Annotated in this window: 26 protein-coding genes; 16 read left to right on the top strand and 10 right to left on the bottom strand. The window is 75.0% G+C overall.

What is annotated here, in order from left to right; translation table 11 throughout:
• Window positions 1–14: 14 nt before the first annotated feature.
• From IU369_RS13600 to IU369_RS13555, 10 genes are all read left to right on the top strand, one after another.
• Window positions 15–1,067 (top strand): FecCD family ABC transporter permease, encoded by a 1,053-nt coding sequence (locus IU369_RS13600; protein WP_217921522.1) that lies wholly within the window; start codon window positions 15–17, stop codon window positions 1,065–1,067.
• Window positions 1,064–2,128 carry a FecCD family ABC transporter permease gene (locus tag IU369_RS13595; RefSeq protein WP_217921521.1) on the top strand — a complete coding sequence of 355 codons (1,065 nt, stop codon included), beginning with the start codon at window positions 1,064–1,066 and terminating at the stop codon, window positions 2,126–2,128. The genes IU369_RS13600 and IU369_RS13595 overlap by 4 nt, the downstream gene beginning before the upstream one ends.
• On the top strand, window positions 2,125–2,973 hold the full coding sequence (locus IU369_RS13590; RefSeq protein ID WP_217921520.1) for an ABC transporter ATP-binding protein: 849 nt from the start codon (window positions 2,125–2,127) through the stop codon (window positions 2,971–2,973). The genes IU369_RS13595 and IU369_RS13590 overlap by 4 nt, the downstream gene beginning before the upstream one ends.
• 120 nt (window positions 2,974–3,093) lie before the next feature.
• Window positions 3,094–3,999: a zinc metalloprotease HtpX gene (locus tag IU369_RS13585; RefSeq protein WP_217921519.1), complete on the top strand. Its 906-nt coding sequence runs from the start codon at window positions 3,094–3,096 to the stop codon at window positions 3,997–3,999.
• A 199-nt stretch (window positions 4,000–4,198) separates the two neighbouring features.
• On the top strand, window positions 4,199–5,659 hold the full coding sequence (locus IU369_RS13580; RefSeq protein WP_217921518.1) for a sensor histidine kinase: 1,461 nt from the start codon (window positions 4,199–4,201) through the stop codon (window positions 5,657–5,659).
• The gene (locus IU369_RS13575) at window positions 5,656–6,327 is read left to right on the top strand and encodes a response regulator (protein ID WP_217921517.1); all 672 of its coding nucleotides are present in this window, start codon (window positions 5,656–5,658) and stop codon (window positions 6,325–6,327) included. Before IU369_RS13580 ends, IU369_RS13575 begins: the two co-directional genes overlap by 4 nt.
• A gap of 168 nt (window positions 6,328–6,495) precedes the next feature.
• Window positions 6,496–7,299 carry a ParA family protein gene (locus IU369_RS13570; RefSeq protein WP_217921516.1) on the top strand — a complete coding sequence of 268 codons (804 nt, stop codon included), beginning with the start codon at window positions 6,496–6,498 and terminating at the stop codon, window positions 7,297–7,299.
• 146 nt (window positions 7,300–7,445) lie between these two features.
• Window positions 7,446–8,642 (top strand): cell division protein FtsZ, encoded by a 1,197-nt coding sequence (gene ftsZ / locus IU369_RS13565; protein ID WP_217924374.1) that lies wholly within the window; start codon window positions 7,446–7,448, stop codon window positions 8,640–8,642.
• Between the two features lie 29 nt (window positions 8,643–8,671).
• Window positions 8,672–10,222 (top strand): gamma-glutamyltransferase, encoded by a 1,551-nt coding sequence (locus tag IU369_RS13560; RefSeq protein ID WP_217921515.1) that lies wholly within the window; start codon window positions 8,672–8,674, stop codon window positions 10,220–10,222.
• On the top strand, window positions 10,219–10,524 hold the full coding sequence (locus IU369_RS13555) for a hypothetical protein (RefSeq protein WP_217921514.1): 306 nt from the start codon (window positions 10,219–10,221) through the stop codon (window positions 10,522–10,524). Before IU369_RS13560 ends, IU369_RS13555 begins: the two co-directional genes overlap by 4 nt.
• A 4-nt stretch (window positions 10,525–10,528) precedes the next feature.
• Here the strand turns inward: IU369_RS13555 and IU369_RS13550 are convergent, their stop codons facing one another.
• The 6 genes from IU369_RS13550 to IU369_RS23615 all read right to left on the bottom strand — a co-directional run bounded on the left by IU369_RS13550 (window position 10,529) and on the right by IU369_RS23615 (window position 14,285).
• On the bottom strand, window positions 10,529–10,825 hold the full coding sequence (locus IU369_RS13550) for a hypothetical protein (RefSeq protein ID WP_217921513.1): 297 nt from the start codon (window positions 10,823–10,825) through the stop codon (window positions 10,529–10,531).
• A 57-nt stretch (window positions 10,826–10,882) separates the two neighbouring features.
• A complete protein-coding gene (locus IU369_RS13545; protein ID WP_217921512.1) occupies window positions 10,883–11,167 on the bottom strand; it encodes a hypothetical protein in 285 nt (94 codons plus the stop codon).
• Window positions 11,164–12,054 (bottom strand): CAF17-like 4Fe-4S cluster assembly/insertion protein YgfZ, encoded by an 891-nt coding sequence (gene ygfZ / locus IU369_RS13540; protein WP_217921511.1) that lies wholly within the window; start codon window positions 12,052–12,054, stop codon window positions 11,164–11,166. Before ygfZ ends, IU369_RS13545 begins: the two co-directional genes overlap by 4 nt.
• On the bottom strand, window positions 12,051–12,671 hold the full coding sequence (locus IU369_RS13535) for an LON peptidase substrate-binding domain-containing protein (protein WP_217921510.1): 621 nt from the start codon (window positions 12,669–12,671) through the stop codon (window positions 12,051–12,053). The genes ygfZ and IU369_RS13535 overlap by 4 nt, the downstream gene beginning before the upstream one ends.
• Before the next feature lie 67 nt (window positions 12,672–12,738).
• Window positions 12,739–13,830: a glycosyltransferase gene (locus IU369_RS13530; RefSeq protein WP_217921509.1), complete on the bottom strand. Its 1,092-nt coding sequence runs from the start codon at window positions 13,828–13,830 to the stop codon at window positions 12,739–12,741.
• Window positions 13,827–14,285: an acyltransferase gene (locus tag IU369_RS23615; protein WP_217921508.1), complete on the bottom strand. Its 459-nt coding sequence runs from the start codon at window positions 14,283–14,285 to the stop codon at window positions 13,827–13,829. Before IU369_RS23615 ends, IU369_RS13530 begins: the two co-directional genes overlap by 4 nt.
• A gap of 95 nt (window positions 14,286–14,380) precedes the next feature.
• Here IU369_RS23615 and hisC point away from each other — a divergent pair, with 95 nt between their 5' ends.
• Entirely contained in the window at window positions 14,381–15,535 is a 1,155-nt protein-coding gene (gene hisC / locus IU369_RS13520) for a histidinol-phosphate transaminase (RefSeq protein WP_217921507.1), read from the top strand.
• A 13-nt stretch (window positions 15,536–15,548) separates the two neighbouring features.
• Here the strand turns inward: hisC and IU369_RS13515 are convergent, their stop codons facing one another.
• Entirely contained in the window at window positions 15,549–15,761 is a 213-nt protein-coding gene (locus IU369_RS13515) for a hypothetical protein (RefSeq protein WP_217921506.1), read from the bottom strand.
• A gap of 81 nt (window positions 15,762–15,842) precedes the next feature.
• Between IU369_RS13515 and IU369_RS13510 the strand changes: the two genes are divergently transcribed.
• Both IU369_RS13510 and IU369_RS13505 read left to right on the top strand, forming a co-directional pair.
• The gene (locus IU369_RS13510) at window positions 15,843–16,817 is read left to right on the top strand and encodes an ArsR/SmtB family transcription factor (RefSeq protein WP_217921505.1); all 975 of its coding nucleotides are present in this window, start codon (window positions 15,843–15,845) and stop codon (window positions 16,815–16,817) included.
• A 148-nt stretch (window positions 16,818–16,965) separates the two neighbouring features.
• Window positions 16,966–17,712, top strand: a complete 747-nt coding sequence (locus tag IU369_RS13505; RefSeq protein ID WP_217921504.1) for a hypothetical protein — start codon at window positions 16,966–16,968, stop codon at window positions 17,710–17,712.
• A gap of 18 nt (window positions 17,713–17,730) precedes the next feature.
• Here the strand turns inward: IU369_RS13505 and IU369_RS13500 are convergent, their stop codons facing one another.
• Genes IU369_RS13500 through IU369_RS13490 form a run of 3 tightly spaced genes read right to left on the bottom strand, consistent with a single transcriptional unit; the run spans window position 17,731 to window position 20,149 of the window.
• Window positions 17,731–18,450 (bottom strand): sulfite exporter TauE/SafE family protein, encoded by a 720-nt coding sequence (locus tag IU369_RS13500; RefSeq protein WP_217921503.1) that lies wholly within the window; start codon window positions 18,448–18,450, stop codon window positions 17,731–17,733.
• 29 nt (window positions 18,451–18,479) lie between these two features.
• Window positions 18,480–18,698, bottom strand: coding sequence for a hypothetical protein (locus IU369_RS13495; RefSeq protein ID WP_217921502.1), 219 nt, complete (start codon window positions 18,696–18,698; stop codon window positions 18,480–18,482).
• Window positions 18,695–20,149: a leucyl aminopeptidase gene (locus IU369_RS13490; RefSeq protein WP_217921501.1), complete on the bottom strand. Its 1,455-nt coding sequence runs from the start codon at window positions 20,147–20,149 to the stop codon at window positions 18,695–18,697. The genes IU369_RS13495 and IU369_RS13490 overlap by 4 nt, the downstream gene beginning before the upstream one ends.
• A gap of 172 nt (window positions 20,150–20,321) precedes the next feature.
• Between IU369_RS13490 and IU369_RS13485 the strand changes: the two genes are divergently transcribed.
• The 3 genes from IU369_RS13485 to rpmE all read left to right on the top strand — a co-directional run bounded on the left by IU369_RS13485 (window position 20,322) and on the right by rpmE (window position 22,420).
• A complete protein-coding gene (locus tag IU369_RS13485) occupies window positions 20,322–21,101 on the top strand; it encodes an electron transfer flavoprotein subunit beta/FixA family protein (protein WP_217921500.1) in 780 nt (259 codons plus the stop codon).
• Window positions 21,098–22,057, top strand: a complete 960-nt coding sequence (locus IU369_RS13480; RefSeq protein WP_217921499.1) for an electron transfer flavoprotein subunit alpha/FixB family protein — start codon at window positions 21,098–21,100, stop codon at window positions 22,055–22,057. Before IU369_RS13485 ends, IU369_RS13480 begins: the two co-directional genes overlap by 4 nt.
• Window positions 22,058–22,204: 147 nt before the next feature.
• A complete protein-coding gene (gene rpmE, locus IU369_RS13475; protein ID WP_217921498.1) occupies window positions 22,205–22,420 on the top strand; it encodes a 50S ribosomal protein L31 in 216 nt (71 codons plus the stop codon).
• Window positions 22,421–22,578: the final 158 nt, after the last annotated feature.

The raw sequence follows: 22,578 nt of genomic DNA, 5'->3' as shown, positions 1-22,578 counted from the left end.
GCACCGCACCGGCGATGACCACCGCCGCACCCCCGGCGCGCCGCCCGGCGGCCGCCGCCCCCCGCGCGCGCCATGGGCGGCTCGCCCTCGGCCTCGTCGCGCTCGTCGGCCTGCTGCTGGTCGTGTGCTTCTTCAGCATCACGATGGGCTCCCGGGCCATCACGCTCCCCGTCATCTGGGACGCGCTCACGGACGTCGACCCGTCGTCGGCGTCCCAGACCGTGGTCCGGGAGATGCGGGTGCCCCGCACGATCCTCGGCGTGACGGTCGGGGCGGCCCTCGGCCTGGGCGGCGCGATCCTGCAGGGGGTGACCCGCAACCCGCTCGCGGACCCGGGGATCATGGGCGTCAACGCCGGCGCCGCCTCGTTCATGGTCCTCGCGATCCTCGTCCTGGGCGTCGGCTCGCTGACGTCGTACATCTGGTTCGCGTTCCTCGGCGCGGCCGTCGCGATCGTCGTCGTCCACGGAGTCGCCTCCATCGGCCGGGAGGGCGCGACCCCGGTGAAGCTCGCCCTCGCGGGCGCGGCGGTCACGGCCGGGCTCACCTCCGTCACCACCGCCGTCGTCATGACGAACCTCGAGGCCCTCAACGAGCTGCGCTTCTGGCAGGTCGGCACGCTCGCCGGGCGGTACGCGCCGGTCGCCTGGCAGACGACGCCGTTCATCCTCGTGGGGCTGGTCGTGGCGCTCGGGATGGGGCGCGTCCTGAACGGCCTCGCCCTCGGCGACGAGATGGCCGTCGCCCTCGGCCAGCGCGTCCGCCGCACCCGGGTGATCGCGTTCGCGACGGTCGCCCTGCTCTGCGGCGCGGCCACCGCGGCCTGCGGCCCCGTCGTGTTCATCGGGCTCGTGATGCCGCACGTCGCCCGCATGATCACCGGCCCCGACCACCGCTGGATCCTCCCGTACGTGGCGGTGCTGACCCCGATCGTGCTGCTGCTCGCCGACATCGTCGCCCGCGTCGCGACGGCGCCCGGCGAGCTGCAGGTCGGCGTCGTGCTGGGGGTGCTCGGCGCCCCGTTCTTCGTGTTCCTCGTCCGCTACCGCAGCATCTCCGAGCTGTGAGCGGCGGCGTCCTCGCCGGTCCCGCCGCGCCGCCCGCGCGCGCCGGCCTTCGCCGGCACCGCGCCGCCCGCCGCCGGCGCGGGCTGCTCGTGACCGGCGCACTCGCCGCCGTCGTCGCCGCGCTGCTGGTGGTGACGATGACGGTCGGGTCGTCGGGGCTCTCCGCCGGGCAGGTCGTCCTGTCCCTCCTCCACCTGGGCGACGACCCGGCGGCGGACTTCATCGTGCGCGACCTGCGCCTCCCGACCGCGCTCACCGGCCTCCTGGCGGGCGCCGCCCTCGGCCTCTCCGGAGTCGTCTTCCAGCGCCTGCTCGCGAACCCGCTGGCGTCACCGGACTTCGTCGGCGTCACCGCCGGCGCGAACCTCTTCGGGGTCGCCGCGATCGTCCTGTTCGACGTCGGGACGACGGGCATCTCGCTCGCCGCGCTCGCCGGCGCCGTGGTGAGCGCCGCCCTCGTCTACGTGCTCGCCTGGCGCGACGGCGTGTCGGGGTACCGCTTCATCCTGATCGGCATCGGGATCTCCGAGTTCATGCTCGCCCTCGTCGGCTACCTCGTGGTGAAGGCCGACCTCAGCGACGCCCGCGCCGCGATGACGTGGCTCGTCGGATCCGTGGGCCAGGCGGGCGACGGGCAGATCCGCGCGCTCGGGGTCACGGTCGCCGTCCTGCTGCCGGTGGCGCTGCTGGCGGGCCGACGCATGCGCGCCCTGGAGCTCGGCGACGACGCGGCCGCCGCCCTCGGCGCGCCGGTGGAGCGGTCGCGCCTGGCCCTGCTCGCCGTCTCGATCGTCCTGATCGCGATGGCGACCGCCGCCGTCGGCCCGGTCATGTTCGTCGCCCTCATGGCCGGCCCGATCGCCGTGCGCCTCCTCGGCCCCGCCGCCGGGCTGCTCGCCGCGTCCGCCCTCGTCGGCGCGGCCATCGTGCTCGCGGCCGACATCGTCGCCCTGCACGCCTTCCCGTTCATGCTCCCCACGGGGGTGGTCACGGGGGCGATCGGCGCGCCCTACCTCGTCTGGCTGCTGGCGACGGCGAACCGCGCGGGGAGGGGCGGGTGAGCACGCGGCCGCCGCACGAGCTGCGGGCCCGCGACCTGACCCTCGGGTACGGCGACCGCGACGTCGTGCGCGGCCTCGACGTGGTGGTCCCCGACGGCCGCGTGACGATGGTCGTGGGGGCCAACGCCTGCGGCAAGTCGACGCTGCTGCGCGGCCTCGCGCGACTGCTGCGGCCCCGGGGGGGCGAGGTGGTCCTCGACGGGACGGCGATGGCGGACATGCGCACGGTCGACGTCGCACGGGTGCTCGGGCTGCTGCCGCAGACCCCCGTCGCGCCCGACGGCATCACCGTCGGCGACCTCGTCGGCCGTGGCCGCCACCCCCACCAGGGGTGGTTCCGCCGCTGGAGCGAGGACGACGAGGCGGCGGTCGCCCGCGCGCTGGAGGCCACCGGGACCGCCGACCTGGTGGGCCGGCCGGTGGGCGAGCTGTCCGGCGGTCAGCGCCAGCGCGTGTGGGTGGCGATGGCCCTCGCCCAGGACACCGACCTGCTGCTGCTCGACGAGCCGACGACGTTCCTCGACGTCAGCCACCAGGTGGAGCTGCTCGACCTCCTCACCGACCTCAACCGCGACGGCGGCGTGACGGTGGTGGTCGTCATGCACGACCTGAACCTCGCGTGCCGCTACGCCGACCACGTGATCGCGATGCGCGACGGCCGGATCGTGGCGCAGGGCGCGCCGGGGCGGATCGTGGGCCGCGCCCTCATCCGGGAGGTCTACGGCCTCGAGTGCGAGGTGGTCCCGGACCCGGTCAGCGGCACCCCCATGGTCGTGCCCCGCGGCCGCCACCACGCGGGTCCCGCGGCGGGCGCCGCCGGCGCCCCGCGGGCCGCCGCGACCTGACAGCGACCTTAACCGACCGTCAATCGGGCGGCGTGCGCCGGGCGGACGGGCGCTCCTATACTCGATCTCACCGAGCCGACTGTCGGAGAGGTCACGGCCGGGTATTCCCAAGGAGGGACGATGAACCTCGCCTCATACAAGGCGGGCAACAACTTCAAGACGTTCCTGCTGGTCGCGGCCCTGACGGGTCTGCTGCTGGCGATCGGGTTCGTCATCGGCGGCGCCGGCGGCATCGTGGTCTTCGCGGCCATCGCCATCGTCTTCAACTTCGTCATGTACTGGTTCAGCGGCAAGATGGCGCTGAAGATGAGCCGGGCCGTCGAGGTCAGCGAGGCCGAGGAGCCGGAGCTGCACCGCATGATCGCCCAGCTCGCCGAGCGCGCCGGCGTGCCGAAGCCCGGCGTCTACGTGACGCCCGCCGAGCAGCCCAACGCGTTCGCGACCGGGCGCAACCCGTCGCACGCGTCGATCGCGGTGACGGCCGGCATCCAGCGGGCCCTGAGCCAGCGCGAGCTCGAGGGCGTCCTCGCCCACGAGATGGCCCACATCAAGAACCGGGACATCCTCATCGCGAGCATCGCGGCGATGGTGGCGGGCGCGATCTCCGCGATCGCGAACTTCCTGCAGTTCTCGCTGTTCTTCGGTGGCGATGACGACAACCCGCTCGGCCTGATCGGCACGCTCGCGACGATCATCCTCGCGCCGATCGCCGCGGTGATCATCCAGCTCGCGGTCTCCCGTCAGCGCGAGTTCGTCGCGGACGCGACCGGCGCCGAGCTGATCGGCGACCCCAACCCGCTCGCCGACGCCCTCGAGACGCTGCACCGTGGCGCCGCGGCGATCCCGATGCGGGTCAACCCGTCGGCGGCCCCGCTGTTCATCGTCAACCCGCTCGCGGCGAACGCCCGTGGCGGTCGCGGCGGCGGCATCGGCAAGCTCTTCTCGACCCACCCCCCGATGGAGGAGCGCGTCGCGCGGCTCCGCCGGATGGCCGGGGCGAGCAGCCTCCAGATCCACAACTTCTAGGGGCGCGACCCGGGACGTCCCCGGCCCGGCGTACCACGCGCCGGGCCGGGTGACGCCTCCGGGCGGTTGAGAGGGCGCCCCCGGGAGGGGGCGCTACACTCGATGGGACCAGGGACGACCGTTCCGACGGACGCCGACGGGGGACCGGGAACACCGCGTCCACCGCGAGCGTGTCGGACCCAGACTGCGGGTGCGCCGCGTGCGCGAGTTCTTCGTTCAGAACGAGACGATCATCCTGTTCGCCCAGGGTCTCGTCTTCTTCTCGCTCGGCTTCGCCGTGTGGTTGCAGCGGCGACGCGCGACGCGCCTGACCCTGTCGTCGTCGCTGATCTGGCTCGCGGCCTTCGCGTTCGTCGAGGCGCTCGCGGTGTGGGGGCACGTGTTCGTGCCGATCCAGGAGGACTACCTCGGGCCCCGCGCCATCGAGGGCCTCCTGGTGCTCCGGGCGATGATCCAGGTCGCGGCGTTCGTCTTCCTCGTGCAGTTCGGCCTGCGGCTCATCGGCCTCACGCCCCTCGTGCGCCGCTGCCTCACGGCCGTGTCGGTGCTCGTCGGCCTCGGGATCCTCGGCGGCACCGCGCTGGCGTCGGGGTCGACGGGCTGGGGCGCGGCGGAGTGGGAGTCCGCGGTCGTCGCCCTCTCGCGGTACACGCTGCTCGTGCCGGGCGCGGTGCTGTCGGCGATCGGGTTGTGGCGCCAGCGCGCCGAGCTCGCCGACGCCGGCATGACGGTCATCAAGCCGTACGCCGCGGCCGCCGCCGCGGTGCTCGGGGCGTACGCCGTGGCGGGCCTGATCGTGCCCGCCGGGCCGATCACGCCGGGCGGGATCGGGGACTCCGAGGGGTGGTTCGACCTGACGGGCCTGCCGCTCGAGGTCGTCAGCGGCACCGCCGGCCTCGTCCTGTGCGTCCTCGCGGTGAAGCTCCTCGAGATCTTCGACGTCGAGGCGAAGCAGCAGCTCGAGGCGCTCGACCGCGCCCGCGCCATCGCCGAGGAGCGCGCGCGGTTCCGCCGCGACCTCCACGACGGCACGATCCAGTCGATCTACGCGGCGGGGCTGCACCTCGAGTCGATCGCGATCCGCACCGACGACTCGTCCGTCCGGGCGGAGGTCCGCGAGGTCGTCGCGGACCTGAACGCCGCGACGGACGGCATCCGCGACTACATCCGCGCCCTCGCCGAGCCGCCCGCGACGCCCGAGGGCATCGCCGCCGGCCTCGGCGACCTGGCGCGCCGGTTCTCGGACGAGACGGGACGCGACGTGCGGTTCACCGTCGAGGGCGCCGCCGCCGCCGGGCCGATGCCCGCCGAGGCCGGGCAGCACCTCTCCCAGATCCTCCGCGAGGCCCTGTCGAACACGGCGCGCCACGCCGGCGCCTGCCGCGTGCGCGTGTCGCTGGTGTTCGCGCCGGACGAGCTCGACCTGATGGTCGACGACGACGGCTGCGGCCCCGGTCCGCCCACCGAGGGCGGCGACACCGGTCGCCACGAGGGCCTCCGCAACATGCGCGAGCGCGCCCGCCGCCTCGGCGGCCGGCTCGACGTGCGGGAGGCGCCCGGCGGCGGCACACGCGTCACGCTCGCCGTGCCGCTCGACAGCGACGTCCCCGAGGACGACTCCATACCCTCCGATCCCGAGCGCGAGGTGAGCCACCGATGACGACCGCTCCCGCCGACCCCATCAGGGTCCTGATCGTGGACGACCACACCGTCGTCCGCATCGGGTTGCGCACGCTCCTGACCCACACCGCGGGCTTCCGCGTCGTCGGGGAGGCGCAGACGGCGAGCGAGGCCGTCCAGCTCAACGAGCAGACCCATCCCGACGTCGTGCTGATGGACGTCCGCCTGCCCGACGGCAGCGGCGTCGAGGCGTGCCGCAAGATCAAGGCGGACCACCCCGACGCCCGGGTCCTGATGCTGACCTCCTACTCCGACGAGGAGGCCATCGTCGGCGCCGTCATGGCGGGCGCGAGCGGCTACCTGCTCAAGCAGGCCGACGCGGAGCGGCTCACCCAGGCGATCCGCGAGGCCGCCGCCGGCGAGTCGACCCTCGACCCCCGCGCCGCGGGCGCGCTGCTCCACCAGTTCCGCGAGCTGTCCGCCAAGCAGGCGGAGGCGGAGCTGGCGGGCCTCACCGACCGCGAGCGCCGAATGCTCGCCCTCATCGCCGAGGGGTACACGAACCGCGCGATCGGAGAGGTGCTGCACCTGTCGGAGAAGACGGTCCGCAACCACGTCAGCCAGCTCCTGCGAAAGCTCGGGTTCCAGCGCCGCTCCCAGGCCGCCGCCTGGGCCGGCCAGCGCCGCCTGGAGCTGCCGCCCGACTGACCGGCACGCGCCGGCCGGCCCCGCCACGCGGGCCGGCCGGTCGCCGGGAGGGCGTCCGCGGCCCCCACGACGGCGCCGATCTGCGCGACGCGCGGCGGCCCGCGCAAGGAGAACCGCGGCGGCCGTAGAAACGAGCGGGGGTCAACCGCCGCCACGAAGGTGCGCACGATGCCCCGATCCGCCCGCGTCATCGCCCTCGCCAACCAGAAGGGCGGCGTCGCCAAGACCACCACCACGCTGAACCTCGGCGTCGCCCTGAAGGACATGGGCGCCCGGGTGCTCGCGGTCGACCTCGACCCGCAGAGCAACCTGTCGATGAGCCAGGGGATCGACGTGGAGGGCCTCGAGGTCGGGATGTACCACGTGCTCACGGGCCAGGCGACCGTCGCGGACATCGTCCACGCGCGTGAGATCGACGTCGCGCCGGCGGGCATCGAGCTGGCGGGCGCCGAGATCGCCCTCGCCCAGATGATCGGCCGCGAGCGCGCCCTGGAGCGCGCGCTCCGCCCCGTCAGCGAGCTCTACGACTACATCCTGCTCGACACGCCCCCGTCCCTCGGGATGCTCACCATCAACGCGATGGTCGCCGCCGACGGGGTCATCGTGCCGGTCCAGTGCGAGTACCTCTCGCTCCGCGGGCTCGCCCAGCTGCGGACCACGCTCACCCAGGTGCGGGAGAACCTCAATCCCGACGTGGACATCGTGGGTATCCTCCCCACCATGTACGACGGCCGCACCATCCACGGCCGCGAGGCGGTGGACATGCTCGTGGAGAACTTCGGCGACCGGGTGTACCGCACCCGGATCGGGAAGACGATCCGCTTCGCGGAGGCACCCGTCGAGGGTAAGAGCGTGATCCGGTACGACCCGTCGGGCCAGGCCGCCCGCTGGTACCGCCAGCTCGCCCGCGAGGTCGCCGCCAGCCCCATCGGCGTCGCGCTGCCGGGCGCGTCTCGGGTGGCCGCCGCATGAGCACCCGCGGCTCACGGCCGAGCATGAGGGAGGGCCCGCTCTCCGAGCTCTTCCGCAGCACCGAACCGGGCACCGAGCCCCCCGGCCGCGGCTACGAGCCCGAGGACGAGCCCGGGCGCGCGGGCGAGGGCGCCAACTACGTCGCGATGATCCGCGTCGTCGGCGTCGGCGGCGCGGGCTGCAACGCCATCAACCGCATGATCGAGGCGGGCCTCCGCGGCGTCGAGTTCATCGCCGTGAACACCGACCGCCAGGCGCTCGAGGAGAGCGAGGCGGACGTCCGCATCCCCGTCGGGATGGAGATCACCCGCGGCCTCGGCACCGGCGGCGACCCGCACCTCGGCGAGACCGCCGTGCGCGAGAGCGAGGACCACGTCCGCCGCGCGCTGCGCGGCAGCGACCTCGTGTTCATCGCCGCCGGCGAGGGTGGCGGCACCGGCACCGGCGGGGCGCCGTTCGTCGCGAAGATCGCCCGCGAGATGGGCGCCCTCACCGTCGCCGTCGTCACACGCCCGTTCGGGTTCGAGGGCGCACGCCGCACCCGGACCGCCGACGAGGGCCTCGACCGCCTCCAGGACGCCGCGGACACCGTCATCGTCATCCCCAACGACCGCCTGATGGCCGTGCTGGAGCGCGGCACGAGCATGGTCGAGGCGTTCAAGGTCTGCGACGACCTCCTGCGCCAGGGCGTGCAGGGCATCTGCGACATGATCACCCTCCCGGGGCTGATCAACCTCGACTTCGCCGACGTCCGCACGATCATCAAGGACGCCGGCACCGCCCTCCTCGGCATCGGCTACGCCGGGGGCGGCAACCGCGCCGCCGACGCCGCCCTCGCGGCGATCGCGTCGCCGCTGCTGGAGACGCCGATCGACGGCGCCAAGGGCATCCTGCTCGGCGTGACCGGTGGCCCCGACCTCTCCCTCGTCGAGGTGAGCGAGGCCGCCCGGGTCGTCGCCGACGCCGCCGACCCCGACGCGAACATCATCTTCGGCGCCACCATCGACCCCGACCTCGCGGGCCAGGTGTGGGTCACCGTCGTGGCGGCGAACTTCAGCGGCGTCCGCGCCGGCCCGGCCTACGAGCCGGAGCCCCCGCCCGCCCCCGCCGCGGCCCCACGGTCCGAGCGCGTCCCCGGGCCGTCGCTCGTCCGCGCCCCGCGGCGCGTCGAGCTGCCGTACCCGGCGGCCCGCCGCACCGCGCCCCCGGCCGAGCCGGCCGGCGAGCCCCGCGTGTTCGACCTCGAGGACATCCCGTCCGAGGCGGCGCCCGACCCCGACGCGACGCGCACCATGAGCCGCGACGAGATCGCCCGCGCCCGGGACCCGGAGGACGCGGCGTAACGACCTCCCGCGGTGACGCACCCGTCGGGGTGGTCGCCGCCGGCCACCCGCTGAGCGCGCGCGCCGGGGCGCTCGTGCTCGCCCGCGGCGGGGGGGCCGTCGACGCCGTCTGCGCCGCCGCCCTCGCGGCGGCCGTCGCCGAGAGCCCCCTGACGGGGCCCGGGGCCGGCGGCTTCCTGCTGGCCCGCGCCCCCGACGGCGCCACCACGATGCTCGACTTCTTCGTGGCGGTCCCGGGCCTCGGCCCGCGGGGGCGACGGCTCGACCCGACCGACCTCGACTCGTTCACGGTGCCGTTCGGCGGCGCCGACCAGGTGTTCCACATCGGGCCCGCGTCGGTCGCCGTCCCCGGGATGGTCGCCGGCCTCGGCGAGGCGGTCCGTCGCCTCGGCCGCCTCGCGCTCGCGGACATCGTGGCCCCGGCGGTGGACCTTGCGCGCGAGGGCGTCACCCTCACGCGCGAGACCGCCTACCTCCACGTGATCCTGGGGGACATGCTGACCGCGGACCCCGAGTGCGCCGCGGTCTACGCCCCGGGCGGCCGCCTGCTGGGCGCGGGGGAGCGGGTCCGCTTCCCGCAGCTCGCGGAGACCCTCCGGCACCTCGGCGAGGCGGGGCCGGCGACGATGCGCGACGGCCCGCTCGCGGCGGCGCTCGTCGCGCACATGGAGCGCGCCGGCGGCCTCGTCACCGCCGACGACCTCCGTCGGTACCGGGTGATCGAGCGGGAGCCGCTGCGCATCGACTACCGCGACACGACGCTGCTGACGAACCCGCCGCCCTCCTCGGGCGGCGCCCTGATCGCCGCCGCGCTGCGGGCGATGGAGGAGACGGCGCCCGCCGGCGACGACGTCGCCCACTACCGGGCGGTCGTGCGGGCGGGGCTGCGCGCGAACGCCCTCCGCGACGACGCCTTCCCCGGCGACCTGCACGAGGAGGACTGCATGGAGCGCCTGTGGGCGCGCATGCCGGGGCGGGACGGCGGGGGAGGGGAGAGCCGCGCGCCCGCGGGGTCCACGACCAGCGTCAGCGCCATCGACGCCGACGGCGGGATGGCGAGCCTGTCGAGCAGCAACGGGTCCGGCTCGGGGGTGATGATCCCCGGCGCCGGGGTCCTGCTGAACAACATGCTGGGGGAGGAGGACCTCAACCCCGGCGGGTTCGGTCGCATCGCGCCGGGGACGCGGATGACGTCGATGATGGCGCCGGGCCTGCTGCTGCGCGGCGGGGAGCCGGTGCTGGCGCTCGGCTCCGCCGGCTCGAACCGGCTGCGCTCCGCCATCCTGCAGACGCTGGTCGGTATCGTGGATGGCCGCATGACCTCGTCCGACGCCGTCCGCCGTCCCCGGGTGCACCCCGAGGGCGACGGCGTGGACGTGGAGGGCGGCGTGCCCGACGCGGCCGTCGCCGCGCTCCACGCCGACGGGCACGACCTGCGGCGGTGGGGCGAGATGAACCTGTTCTTCGGCGGGGTGAGCGTCGTGGCGCGCGGGACGGCCGGCCTGGAGGGCGCGGGCGACCCGCGCCGCGGCGGCGCCGCGGCCGCCGTGACCCGATCCGGAGAGGTGTTCGCCATATGACTCAGCGTCGAGTCGAGGTTGAGGGTAGGCCCTACGTCCTCGATCCGCAGGGGATCCGCACCTCGCTGACCGACGGGCCGAGCATGCTCTGGGGGTTCCAGGTGCGGGTGCTCGACGACACCGGCGCCGAACTGGGTATCAAGACCTGCTTCGTCGGCCGGGTATCCGTCCAGTTCAAGGACGCCAGCGCGCTGGAGGGGCCGATCGAGAACCTCCTCCCCGTGCTGCACGAGCTGGCGTACGCGAAGATCCTGCCCCGCCTCGAGGCGGGCGAGGCGGGGGACGAGATCCTCTTCGCCTAGCGGTTCACGCCGCCTCGTGGTGGCCGCCGATGACCTCGGCCACCCCGGCGGGCCCCGCCCGCAGCAGCTGGGCCGCCCGGCGCGCGCCACGGGCGCGGTCATGGGCGGCGCGGGCGCCGGGCATGTCGCCGGCGCGCCAGGCCTCCGAGACCTCCCGCTCGGCCTCGGCGGCCATGCGGTCGAGCTGGGCGGCCTTGCGCTCCGCGGGGCCCGCGCGACGCGGCCGGGCGGTCGGCGTGGCCGGGGTGGGCGCCCCCGGGAAGAGGATCAACTGCCCCTGGGATGAGGTGGTCGAACGCATGTTCGTATAGTGCCACCGGCGCCGGACGGCAAACCCCGGCGACGGTTCAGGGACGGTTCAGGGGCGGCGCATGTCCCCGGGGGCGAGGGGATCGGGGCCCGGCCCGGCCTCGCGGACCGTCACGGTCCCGCCGTCGTGCGGCACGTGCACGACGATGTGGTGGCCGACTCCGGGGAGTTCGAACCGGAACGCCCAGTCGGCGGCGGTCCACCCCGCCACCCGCAGGGCGGCCGAGCCGGCGTCCGTGGTCCGGGCGAGGGCGCGCGTCGCCTCCCCGAGCGCGGCGGCGCCCACCGGCCCCAGCAGGTCGCCGAGCGCGTTCGGCGATCCCTCGGTGCTCACCGCGGCGGGAAGGGGAGCGCCACCACCCGCGCGGAGGCGTCGCCGACGTTCACGACCGCACCCTCCTCGACCTCGCGGCGGACGATGGCCAGACCGATCGGACCGAGGTCCGGTGTGACGGCGACGCTGGTCAGGCGGCCGACCTCGCGTCCGTCGTGCGTGACGAGCGCGCCCGGCTCCGGCGGGGCGCCCTCCAGGGCCAGGCCCCGCAGCCGCCGGTTCGCCCTGCCGCGGAACTGGAGGCGGGCGACCGTCTCCTGCCCCAGGTAGCAGCCCTTGTCGAAGGAGACGGCGGCGCCCTCCAGGGCCGCCTCCTGCACGAGCGTCGTCTCGCCGGTGTCCACCCCGACCCTCGGGACGCCCGCGGCGACGCGGGCGAGCTCGAGGGCGTCCGCGGTCACCTCCTCGGCGCCGGCGGCCGCGATCGCCGCGACGGGGTCGTCGGCGACCACGTCAACCGTCCCGGGCAGCGGCCCCGGCACCGTGAGGGCCCCCGGGGTGCGGGCCCCGCCCGCCAGCGTCACGATCTCGACCGGCTCGGGCCCCAGCAGCTCCAGGTCCTCGGAGAAGTGGTACCGCTCGAGGAGGCCCATCAGGACGTCCGCCCGGTCGCCCGGCACGACGATCGTGAAGGCGTCGCCGGCGTCGCGGTGGACGCGCATCTCGACCTGCACGTGGCCCTTGGCGTCGAGGAAGAGCGCCGCGCACGCGCCACCCGGCGCGAGGGCCGCGACGTCGTTGCTGACGAGGCCCTGCAGGAAGCCCGCGGCGTCCGGCCCCTCCACCCAGATCAACGCGGCCGTGCCGCGCACCGCGACCGGGGCGCCCGCGCGGATGCGGGCGTAGCCCTCGGCGGCCACCGGCCGCGCGGCGGCCGGGGCGCTCACGGCGTGGAGACCTTCCCGTTGGTGCTCGCCCGCTCCGCGGCCATGCGGGCGTGGCCGACCTCGCGGCCGACGTCGTCGAGCAGCTCGCTCAGCAGCGCCAGGCGGTGCGCCTCGTCGCGGCTCTCCAGGAGCTGCTGCTTGGGGTCCGCCGCCAGGTCCAGGCTCGCGGCGATCGCGTACGACAGCGGTGTGCCCTCCGGGGCCTCCGGCTCCACGCCCTCGCCGAGGCCCGCCAGCTCGCGGTACCGGCGCAGGACGCCCGCGCGCAGCTCGGCCGGCACGTCGCCCGGCGTGTCCGCCAGGGGCTCCACGAGCGCGGAGAAGTAGAGGCGGCCCTCGGTCTCCTCGACCAGCCGGACCGGTGCGATGCCCTGCACGATCACGTGGATGCGCCCGTCCTCGAAGCGGCGCACCAGGGTCTCGAAGCGCGCGGTGCAGCCGATGTCGGCCGTCCCCGTCGCCCCCGCCCGGACCACCACGAACGGCTGCTCCTCGAGCACGCAGTCGGCGTAGAGCTGCCGGTACCGCGGCTCGAACAGGTGCAGCGGGACCTTCTCCCCCGGCAGCAGCACCAGGTCGAGGGGGAAGAGCCCGAGGTCGCGCGCGTCGTCGGTCACGCACCCACTCTAGCCGGGGGCGCCTCCCGTCCGTCCCCGGAGCGGGGGAGCGGGAGGCGCCGGGGCGTCAGGCGGGCACCACCGCGCCGGCCGTCGCCCGGTAGAGATCGACGAGGGCGTCGATGTGGCCCTCGACGGTGAAGCGGTGCCGGCGCTCCGCGACGCGCTCCCGCAGGGCCGGCAGGCCGGCGCGCTCCAGGGCGCCCGCGAGCTCCGCCGGGTCGTCCACCACGACGCCGACGCCGTGGTCGGCCACCAAGCGCTCCAGCGCGCGGTGGCGGCCCGCGGCGATCGGCAGGCCCGACGCGAGGTACTCGAACGCCTTGTTCGGGAGGGCGGTGTCGAGGTGGGCGGCGTTCAGGCCGGTGTTGAAGGCGGCCCAGCCCACGTCGTAGGCGGGCAGCTCGCGCAGCAGGTCGGCGGGTCGCAGCGTCTCCATGATCCGGAGGCCGGGCGTCCGCGCCGCCAGCTCGCGGTACGCCGGGGCGTAGCGGTTGGGGAACACGTCGATCGGCAGGCCCGAGGCGGCGATAGCCGCGAACTGCGCCCGCAGGTCGTAGTGGCTGCCGTTGTCGGAGAGGCTGCCCTGGTAGACGACGCGCGGCGGCGTCCGCGGGGCCCGCGGCTCGCCCGCGTGGGGCGCGAGGTCGCGGGCGAGGGCGTAGTTGGCGAACAGCAGCGTCCGCGCCGGCGGGGTGTGGCGCGCCTCGATCGCGTCGAGCATCTCCTGCGAGACCGCGACGAGGGCCGCGCACCCCGCGACCGCGGCGGACTCGGCCGCGGCGGGGTCGTCGGGGTCGTCGAAGCCGTCCTCGTACGGGGTCCGGCGCAGGCTCTGCAGGTCGTGGGCGTCGTGCACGACCGGCACCCGGCCGTCGGCCACCTCGAGCGCCAGGACGGTGAGGACGTCCGGGAGGTTGTGGCTGTGGATCAGGTCGGGCCGGAACTCGTCGATCGCGGACGCGAGCGCGGCCGCGGCGTCGTCGGCCGGCAGGTGCCACCACCCCTCGAACAGCTCGTCGCCGGCGCCGTACCACCCGGTGAGGGTGCGTCCCTGGTAGGCGAAGCCGAGGGCGACCTCGGGGTGCGAGCCGCGGAGCGCCAGGGCGTACTTCATCGCCCGGATGCACGGCTGGCGCTGGAGGAACAGGACCCTCACGAGGTCCGCCGGTCGCGGAGCGCCCTCGCCGGGTTGCCGACGGCGATGCTGTACTCCGGCACGTCCTTCGCGACGACCGCGCCCGCGCCGATCACGCAGCCGTCGCCGATCGTCACGCCCGGGAGGATGCTGACGCCCATCCCGATCCAGCAGTCACTGCCCACCGTCACCCTGCCGAGCGTCCACCCCTGGTCGGGGATCGGCGATCCGAGGTCCATCTCGTGGTTCGCCGTGTGGATCATCGTGTAGGGGCCGAAGATGGACCGGTCGCCGATGTCGAGCCCGCCGAAGCCGTTGACGTAGCAGCCGTAGTTGAAGCCGACGCGGTCACCCATCTCCACGCGGTCGCCGTTCAACCAGACGATCATGTCCAGGTAGAAGCACCCGTCACCCACGCGCGCGGCGTCGGCCGGCCGGAACGGGATCACGCTCTTGCTGCGCTCGGTGATCATCATCGGCACGGACCTCCGGGAAGTGGTGGCGGAGCGGGCACACCCTATGCCCCGGGCTCCAGGTACCCGCCCGGCCCCGTCGACTAGCATCGCCGGCCGTGACCCCCGAGCCCGAGACCGCCCCCGCCGCCCCGGTCCCCGCCCTCCCGGCGGGCCTCCTGCGACCCGCGCTCGCCGGCGTCGACGCCTACGAGCCGGGCCGCCCCGCGGACGAGGTCCGGCGCGAGACCGGCGTCGCGTCCGTCGTGAAGCTCGCCTCCAACGAGGGCCCGTTCCCGCCGATGCCGGGCGCCCTCGCCGCGCTCGCCGAGACCGCCTCGGGGGTGCGCGTCTACCCCGACCCGGGGGCGTGGGCGCTGCGCGACGCGATCGCCGCCCGCACGGGCCTGCGGCCCGACCAGGTGCTGCCGGGGGCCGGCGTCGACGGCCTCATCAAGCTCATGTGCCTCGCGCTCCTCGACCCCGGCGACGAGATCGCGATGGGCTGGCCGTCGTTCCTGTCGTGGCGGGTGGGCGCCCAGATCCAGGGCGCGGAGGTGCGGACCGCCCCGCTGCGCGCCGACGGCTCCTACGACCTCGGGGAGCTCGCGGCCCGGGTCACGCCCCGCACGAAGATCGTGGTGGTCGTCAGCCCCAACAACCCGACGGGGGCCGCGGTCGGCGCCGGCGAGCTCCGGGGGTTCCTCGACGCCCTGCCGCCACACGTGCTGCCCGTCGTGGACGAGGCCTACTTCGAGTACCTGCCGGCGGGCGGCCACGACGCCGCGGCCCTGGTGGCGGAGGGGCGGCCGATGGCCGCGATGCGGACCTTCAGCAAGGCGTACGGCCTGGCGGGCCTGCGCGTCGGCTACATGATGGGCCCCGCCGAGCTGGTGCGGGCCCTCGGCGTGGTGCGCAACGTCTTCGACGTCGCCGCGCCCGCCCAGGCCGCCGCCCTCGCGAGCCTCCACGACGCCGACGAGCACCTGCCGCCCCGCATCGCGCTCAACGCGGCCGAACGGGAGATGACCGCGTCCGGCCTCCGCGCGCTCGGGCTCGCGCCCCTGCCGAGCACCGCCAACTTCCTCCTCGTCGACCTGGGGTCGCCGGAGCGCGCCCTCGCGCTCAACGCCGCGCTGCTGCGGCGCGGGGTGATCGTGCGCCCGACCCGGGCGTTCGGCGCCCCGTCCTCGCTGCGCATCACGATCGGCCGCCCCGAGGAGAACGCCCGGATGCTCGGTGCGATGGCGGAGGCGCTGGCCGAGACCGCCTGACGCCCCGGGCGGGTCAGACCCGGAGCGCCGACAGCATCGTCGCCGCGAGCGCGCGCACCCGCCGCAGCGCGGCGGGCGCCACGCGCCGTGTCCCGTGCCCCCCGGCCGGCGCACGCCGGCGGGAGGCGTCCCGCGCCACCCGTGCCCGGTGGTGGCGCGCGGCGTCGCGGCGCATCCGCGCCGCCCGGTCCGCCGCCAGTTCCGCTCCCACCCGTGGTGGTGCCATCACCGCCTCCGATCCCTCGTCGTCCCGTCGATGAGATCAGGGTATCCCGTTGAAGCGATATCGTGATATAGGTATGAAACTATGCCAATAGACGCGGACTACCCCAGCGCCCCGCCCCCGTCGATCCCGGTCACCGCCTCCGCGGTGGTCGAGCTCAGCTCCCTGATGTGCTGCTGCTCGAGCACGCGTCCGCCCAAGATCGCGGTCCCCGCCGGGCTCGCGGCCCGCAGCAACGACTTCTGGGGGGACGGCCACCCGGGTCTCGCCGAGGTCGTCGTCCTCGCCCACGCGACCGGGACGCTGGACGACCCGGAGATCGACCGCTTCGTCGCCCGGATCCGCGAGCCCGTGGTCATCGACCACCACCTCCCGCTCGAGACGGAGCCCGAGGACGAGCAGCACGTCATCCGCGCGCGCCTCGGCCGCCTCGCCTCCGACGGGCGCCTGCGCGCCCGCTACGCACGCCTCGTCACCGACCTGTGGGGCGTCTACGCGAGTCGCTGGGAGACCCGCGACGCCGACCGGGCGCGGGCCGTCGCCGCGGCGTGGTCGGCGCGCCTCGCCGCCGGGGTCGACGTCTTCGACCTGCTGCCCGAGGGGCACATCGTCCGCCGCGACGATGCCTTCGCGGCCCTCGTCCGCGCCGCGCAGCACGACGGCACGCTGCGTCTCGCACCGAGCCTCGCCGGCCGCGGGCACATCGTCGCGCTCCCCGGCGTGCTCTCGGTGTCCGCCGACGCCGCGGTCGAGGACCCCGTCGTCACGCGGCGCCGGGGGGCGGGGGAGATCGCCGAGCGCCTGCGGGTGCTCTCGGACCCGACCCGGCTCACCATCCTGTCCCAGCTCTCCGCCGGCCCCGCCGGGGTGAGCGAGCTGGCCCGCACCCTCCACATCGCCCAGCCGACGGCGTCCGTCCACCTGCGCCGCCTGAAGGAGGCCGGGCTCGTGGGCATGGAGCGGCGGGGCGCACGCAGCGTCTACTCGGCGCGTCCCGCCGCCGTCGAGGACCTCCTCGGTCAGGTCACCGATCGTCTGGCCCGCGCCATGGAGGGCTGAGCGGCACTGGACCGCCGGGGGGCGGGAGCCGCGTGGCCGCCCCCCGCCCGCCGGGTTCCGCCCGCGGGGACCGGTCGGGATACTCCCGCGGACACCCCCCGCGCACGCGCCCGGACCGGTCCGCGCGCGCCGTCCCCCGGGAGAACCCGTGAGCCACCGCCGCCCACCCCTCCGGTCGTGCACCGTCATCGCGGCCGCCGCCGTCCTCGCCGCGTCCGCGACCGCCGCCCAGGGCGCGGTCACCCAGTCGGTCTACACCGTGACCGGGATCACCCAGACCTCGAAGGTGCAGGCCGGCTTCGGCGCCTACTCGTGGGACAACGGGACCACGCTGACGTACCGCGCGGCGCCCGGCCGCAACCTGGTGCGCTTCGACTTCCCGACGCGGTCGAACTTCGACCCGTTCTTCCGGGGCGGCTCGAACCCGGCGTACGGGCTCCTGCAGGTGAAGGCGACGTCCATCACCCAGAGCGGGGGCGTCGTCGAGAACGGCGTCCGCTGCGCGTTCACGCCGGCCGCCCCGGCCGACGAGCGGGACATCCGCGTCCAGTTCTACCGCGAGTCGCGCACCGCGAGGACCGTGCGCGTGCAGGTGATGGACCAGGACGCGGCCCTCCGCGTCGACGCGGAGCAGCGCAGCGGCCGCCTGCGCGCGGCGGGCTGCGCGCGCATGCCGAGCCTCGGGTCCGACCCCCTCGGCCGCTCCTTCGGCGACGACTACCGGACCTCCTTCGCGGTCCCCCGCGGGGTCTTCCGCAAGGCGAAGGGGGCGCGCCCCGTCGACCTCGTGCTGCGCGGCACGGCGCGGAGCCAGGCGACCTCCAACCCCGGGCCCGTCGGCACGATCACGACCACCACGACCGTGAGGATGCGCCTGATCAGCTCCCGCGGCTGACGCGGCGCCCCGGACCGCTCACCGCACGAGCAGCCAGACGGCGACGCCGAGCCCCAGCACGATCACCGCGACCCGCAGCACCCGGTCGGAGAGGCGGCGCGCCATCCGGGCGCCGACCGCCCCCCCGACGAGGGTGGCGGGGGCGAGGACGGCCACGGACGGCCAGTCCACCGGCGCGACGAGCAGCAGCGCCGGCACCGCGACGGCGTTCGCGATGAGCACCAGGAAGCGGTTCAGCGCGTTCAGCCGCTGCAGGCGGTCCGAGATCCCCACCGCCAGGATCGCGAGCAGCAGCACCCCGGCGGCCGCGCCGAAGTACGAGGCGTACGCGGCCCCGCCGGCGACCCCGAGGAGGAGGGGCGTCGAGAGGCCGTTGGCCTCCTCGTCGCGTTCCTGCAGCGCGGCCTTCAGGCGCGGCTGGATCGCCAGGAGGGCGCACGCCCCGATGATGAGCCAGGGGACGACGGCCTCGAACGTGTCGTCCCCGCCGAGCGCGAGGAGCCCGACGCCCGCCAGCGCGCCGGCGACCGCCGGCAGCAGCAGCGCGCGGATGCGCGGCGCCTGCCCCGACAGGTCGGGGCGGTAGCCCTCCACGATCGAGAGGTACCCCGGCATCTGGGCGACCGTGTTCGTCACGTTCGCCGTCAGTGGCGGCAGGCCGGTCGCGACGAGCACCGGGAAGCTGATCAGGGAGCCGCCGCCGGCGACGGCGTTCACCGCCCCCGCCACGACCCCCACCACGAACAGGAGGACGAGGTCGAGGTCGATCAGGAGTCGCCGAGCACGAGGGGCCAGACGACCAGGGCCAGCACCAGGGCCGCCGCGATCACGACGGTCCACGCGGCCCGGCGGGCGGCCGCCCTCGACAGGCGGCCGCCGTGGGCCTCGCGATCCTCGCGGAGGTCGCGGGCCACATCGACGGCCACCTTGGCCAGCACCCCGACGATCGCGACGGCGAGGCCGATCAGGATGACCCAGGCGGTCACAGGGGCGCGGGTTCCGCCAGTCGCTCGGCGACCGCCAGGATGAGCCGCACGCCGAACCCGGTGCCCTTGCCGGACACCATCGCGGTGCCCGCCACGTCGACGTGGCACCACGGGACGCCCTCCGTGAACTCGCGCAGGAACTGCGCGGCGTACACGGCGCCCGCCTGCCGCTTGTTCGAGGAGTTCGACAGGTCGGCGACCTGGCTCGCGATCAGCGGGGCGTAGCGGGCGTGGAGGGGCATCGGCCACGCCAGGTCGCCGGAGGAGTCGGCGGCCTCGCGCACGAGCCTGGTCCACTCGTCGTCGGAGCCGAAGAGCCCGGCGTAGACCTCGCCGAGCGCCACGACGATCGCGCCGGTCAGGGTCGCGAAGTCGATCAACCGGGTCGCGCCCTCGCGCGCGGCGTGGGTCAGCGCGTCGGCGAGGATCAGGCGGCCCTCGGCGTCGGTGTTGATGACCTCGATGGTCTTGCCGTTGAGCGCCGTGAGGACGTCGCCCGGCTTGACGGCGCGGCCGCTCGGCATGTTCTCGGTGGCGGGGACGACGGAGATGATCTCCACGGGCAGGCCGAGCGCGGCGATCAGCGCCGTCGCCTCGATGACGGCGGCGCCCCCGCCCATGTCCATCTTCATCTCCTCCATCCCGTTGGAGGGCTTGATGGAGATGCCGCCCGTGTCGAACGTGACGGCCTTGCCCACCAGCCCGAGCACCTCGCCCGGACGTGCGGGCGAGGACGGCCGGTAGCGCATGACGATCATGCGGGCGGGCTCGTCCGAGCCGCGGGCGACGCCGAGCAGGCCGCCCGCGCCGAGCTTCTCGAGCTTCGACGGGCCGAGGACGGTGACGCTGAGGCCGGCGATCCCGTCCGCCAGGGCCTTCGCGTGGTCCGCGAGGTCCGTCGGCGTGAGGTGGTTCGCCGGGGTGTTCGACAGGTCGCGCGCCCCGTTGACGGCGTCGACGACGCGGTCGGCGCGCTTCAGGTCGGCGGTGCGGACGGCGGCCGAGTGGACGTACAGGCGCTCCGGCGGCGCCGGGGCGTCGGAGGAGGTGGTGAAGCGGTCGAAGCGGTACACGCCGGTGCCGAGGCCCTCGACGAAGGCGCCGACCTCGGCCGTCCCCGCGTCGGCGGGCGGGACGATCGCGACGACCTTCGTCGCGACCCGGCTCGTGAGGGACGCGACCCCGCCGCCCGCGGAGCGCCAGTCCTCGGCCGAGCCCTCGCCCACGCCGACCACCGCGACGCGGGGCGCGGCGAGCGCGGAGCCCGAGTGGAAGCGCGTCGCCGCCCCGGCCTTCCCGTCGATCTCGCCGTCGGCGACGGCGGCGCGCACACGGCCGCCGAGCGCGGCGTCGACGTCGGCGACGGCTCCCGTCAGGTCGCCGGGCGGGCCCGGCAGGCAGACGACCAGCAGGTCGGCCTTCACGGACGCCACGTCCGCGGACTTCCTCACCGAGCTGCGCATCGCGCCTCCACCTTCCGTCGGGGTCGGGCCAAGACTACGTGGGGCGGCGCGGCCCGCCCCCGCGCGGGCGCGCGGGGGCGGGGCCGGGGATCCGCGGCCGGTCCGACCCGTTAGGGTTCGTGGGAGACGGAATCATGTCGGCGAGTGCCAAGGGGGCTCCATGAAGATCGCGGTCTGCGTGAAAGAGGTGCCGGATGCCGGCCCCTCGAGGCGGATCGACCCGACGACCCTGCGGATGGACCGCTCCGGTGACCGGTCGCTGAACGTCTACGACCTGAACGCCGTCGAGGAGGGCATCCGCCTCCGCGACGCCGCGGGCGAGGGCGAGGTCGTCCTCGTGTCGCTGGGCGCCTCCCGGGCGCTCGAGTCGCTGCGCAAGGGCCTGGCGATGGGCGCCGACCGGGCCGTGCTGGTGTCGGACGAGGCCGCCGTCGGATCCGACCTGGTCGCGACCAGCCACGTGCTGGCCGAGGCGCTGAAGGCCGAGTCCCCCGACGTCGTGCTGTTCGGCCAGCAGGCCTCGGACGGCGACGGCGCCGTGCTGTGGGCCGCCGTGGCCGACCGCCTGCGCATGCCGGTGATCTCCCAGATCTCCGAGCTCACGGTCGAGGGCGGCACCGCGACGGCGAAGCGCCAGACCGAGTTCGGCTACGACACGATCGCGGCGCCGCTGCCGGTCGTGCTCGCGGTCGCCGACTCGCTGAACGAGCCGCGCTACCCGTCGCTCAAGGGCATCATGGGCGCGAAGAAGAAGCCGCAGGAGACCAAGTCCCTCGCGGACATCGGCGTCGACCCCGGCGCCGCCGGCGAGGCCGGGTCCCGCACCACCGTCGTCGCGTTGAGCGACCCGCCGTCGCGAGGCGACACCATCAAGGTCGAGGACGACGGCTCCGGCGCCCAGAAGATCTTCGACTTCCTCGTGGAAAGGAAGCTCATTTGAGCACGCTCGTCTTCCTCGAGCACCACGGCGACAGCATCCAGAAGGGGTCGCTCGGCGTGCTGTCCAAGGCCGCCCAGCTCGACGCGGACACGTCCGCGGTGCTGATCGGCTCGGGCGTCGGCGAGGCCGCCGCCAAGGCCGGCGCCTACGGCGCCGCGACCGTCTACGTCGCCGACAACGAGGCGTTCGCCGCCCCGCTGCCGCAGCCGCGCGTCGACGTCATCGCCAGGCTCGTCGCCGACAAGGGCTTCGACACCGTGCTGTTCGCGGCGTCGGTGCTCGCGTCGGACATCGCGGGCGGCCTCTCGGCCCGCCTCGACGCCGGCCTCAACTGGGACCTCAGCGACCTGGAGGGCTCCGGCGACGCGCTCGTCGGCAAGCGCTCCGCGCTCGGTGACACCGTCCGCGCCGACGTCGGCTGGTCGTCGACGCCGCGCCTCGGCCTGGTCCGCGCCGGCTCGTTCGACGCCGTCGAGAACGCCGCGGCCGGCACCGTGGAGCAGATCCCCGCCGACACCGAGGACTTCTCCACGAAGGCCGCGATGGTCGAGCAGGCCCACGCGGAGTCGTCGGGCCCCTCGATCGAGGACGCCGACATCCTCGTCACCGGTGGCCGCGGCCTCGGCGCCCCGGAGGGCTTCGGGATCCTGGAGGAGCTCGCCTCCGCCATGGGCGGCGCCGTGGCGTCGACCCGCGCGGTCGTGGACTCCGGCTGGTACCCGTACGCCACCCAGGTCGGCCAGACCGGCAAGGTCGTCTCGCCGAAGCTCTACATCGGCGCGGGCGTCTCCGGCGCGATCCAGCACAAGGTCGGCATGCAGACGTCGCAGGTGATCGTCTCGATCAACAAGGACGGCAACGCCCCGATCTTCGAGTTCAGCGACCTGGGCGTCGTCGGCGACCTGAACGACATCGTCCCGAAGCTGACGGAGCTCGTGAAGGAGCGCCGGGGCTAGACCCGGGGCGAGAGGTCCCACGGCGGGCGGGGCGCCACGCCCCGCCCGCCCCGCCCGAGGGCGGCGCTTGCGCGGTCGTCTATGCTCGGAAGACCGGTTCGCAACGGCGGGCCGAACGCACACCACCTCATTCGCGAGGACGCACACATGAAGACCGACATCCACCCCGAGTACGTCGTCGCGCACGTCCGCTGCACCTGCGGCAACGAGTTCGAGACCCGCTCCACCAAGTCCGAGATCAAGGTCGAGATCTGCAGCAACTGCCACCCGTTCTACACGGGCAAGCAGAAGCTGGTGGACTCCGGCGGCCGGGTCGAGCGGTTCCAGCGCAAGCTGGCTCGCAGCCAGCGCGCCGGCGCCTGAGCGTCCTGATGCATGAGTTCGGTGGCCGTTCCCGGCTGCATCGCGGCGCGATGCTGCGTCCTCGGCAGGCCCGGTATTCCCGATACCGGGCCTGACCTGCGTCCTTGCCTCGCTTGCGATTCGCTCGGGAACTGCATACGAACTCCTGAATCAGGACA

Source organism: Miltoncostaea oceani (assembly GCF_018141545.1).
Lineage (GTDB): Bacteria > Actinomycetota > Thermoleophilia > Miltoncostaeales > Miltoncostaeaceae > Miltoncostaea > Miltoncostaea oceani.
The sequence above is the reverse complement of the archived record's forward strand: the minus strand, read 5'-3'. Positions and strand labels throughout refer to the sequence as shown.

What these genes read in the sequence shown, in the direction of transcription:
- IU369_RS13600 (WP_217921522.1), top strand. Translation starts at nt 15, where the DNA reads ATGACCACCGCCGCACCCCCGGCGCGCCGCCCGGCGGCCGCCGCCCCC.
- IU369_RS13585 (WP_217921519.1), top strand. Translation starts at nt 3,094, where the DNA reads ATGAACCTCGCCTCATACAAGGCGGGCAACAACTTCAAGACGTTCCTG.
- IU369_RS13575 (WP_217921517.1), top strand. Translation starts at nt 5,656, where the DNA reads ATGACGACCGCTCCCGCCGACCCCATCAGGGTCCTGATCGTGGACGAC.
- IU369_RS13570 (WP_217921516.1), top strand. Translation starts at nt 6,496, where the DNA reads ATGCCCCGATCCGCCCGCGTCATCGCCCTCGCCAACCAGAAGGGCGGC.
- ftsZ (WP_217924374.1), top strand. Translation starts at nt 7,446, where the DNA reads ATGATCCGCGTCGTCGGCGTCGGCGGCGCGGGCTGCAACGCCATCAAC.
- IU369_RS13555 (WP_217921514.1), top strand. Translation starts at nt 10,219, where the DNA reads ATGACTCAGCGTCGAGTCGAGGTTGAGGGTAGGCCCTACGTCCTCGAT.
- IU369_RS13550 (WP_217921513.1), bottom strand. Translation starts at nt 10,825, where the DNA reads ATGCGTTCGACCACCTCATCCCAGGGGCAGTTGATCCTCTTCCCGGGG.
- IU369_RS23615 (WP_217921508.1), bottom strand. Translation starts at nt 14,285, where the DNA reads ATGATGATCACCGAGCGCAGCAAGAGCGTGATCCCGTTCCGGCCGGCC.
- IU369_RS13515 (WP_217921506.1), bottom strand. Translation starts at nt 15,761, where the DNA reads ATGGCACCACCACGGGTGGGAGCGGAACTGGCGGCGGACCGGGCGGCG.
- IU369_RS13510 (WP_217921505.1), top strand. Translation starts at nt 15,843, where the DNA reads ATGCCAATAGACGCGGACTACCCCAGCGCCCCGCCCCCGTCGATCCCG.
- IU369_RS13485 (WP_217921500.1), top strand. Translation starts at nt 20,322, where the DNA reads ATGAAGATCGCGGTCTGCGTGAAAGAGGTGCCGGATGCCGGCCCCTCG.
- rpmE (WP_217921498.1), top strand. Translation starts at nt 22,205, where the DNA reads ATGAAGACCGACATCCACCCCGAGTACGTCGTCGCGCACGTCCGCTGC.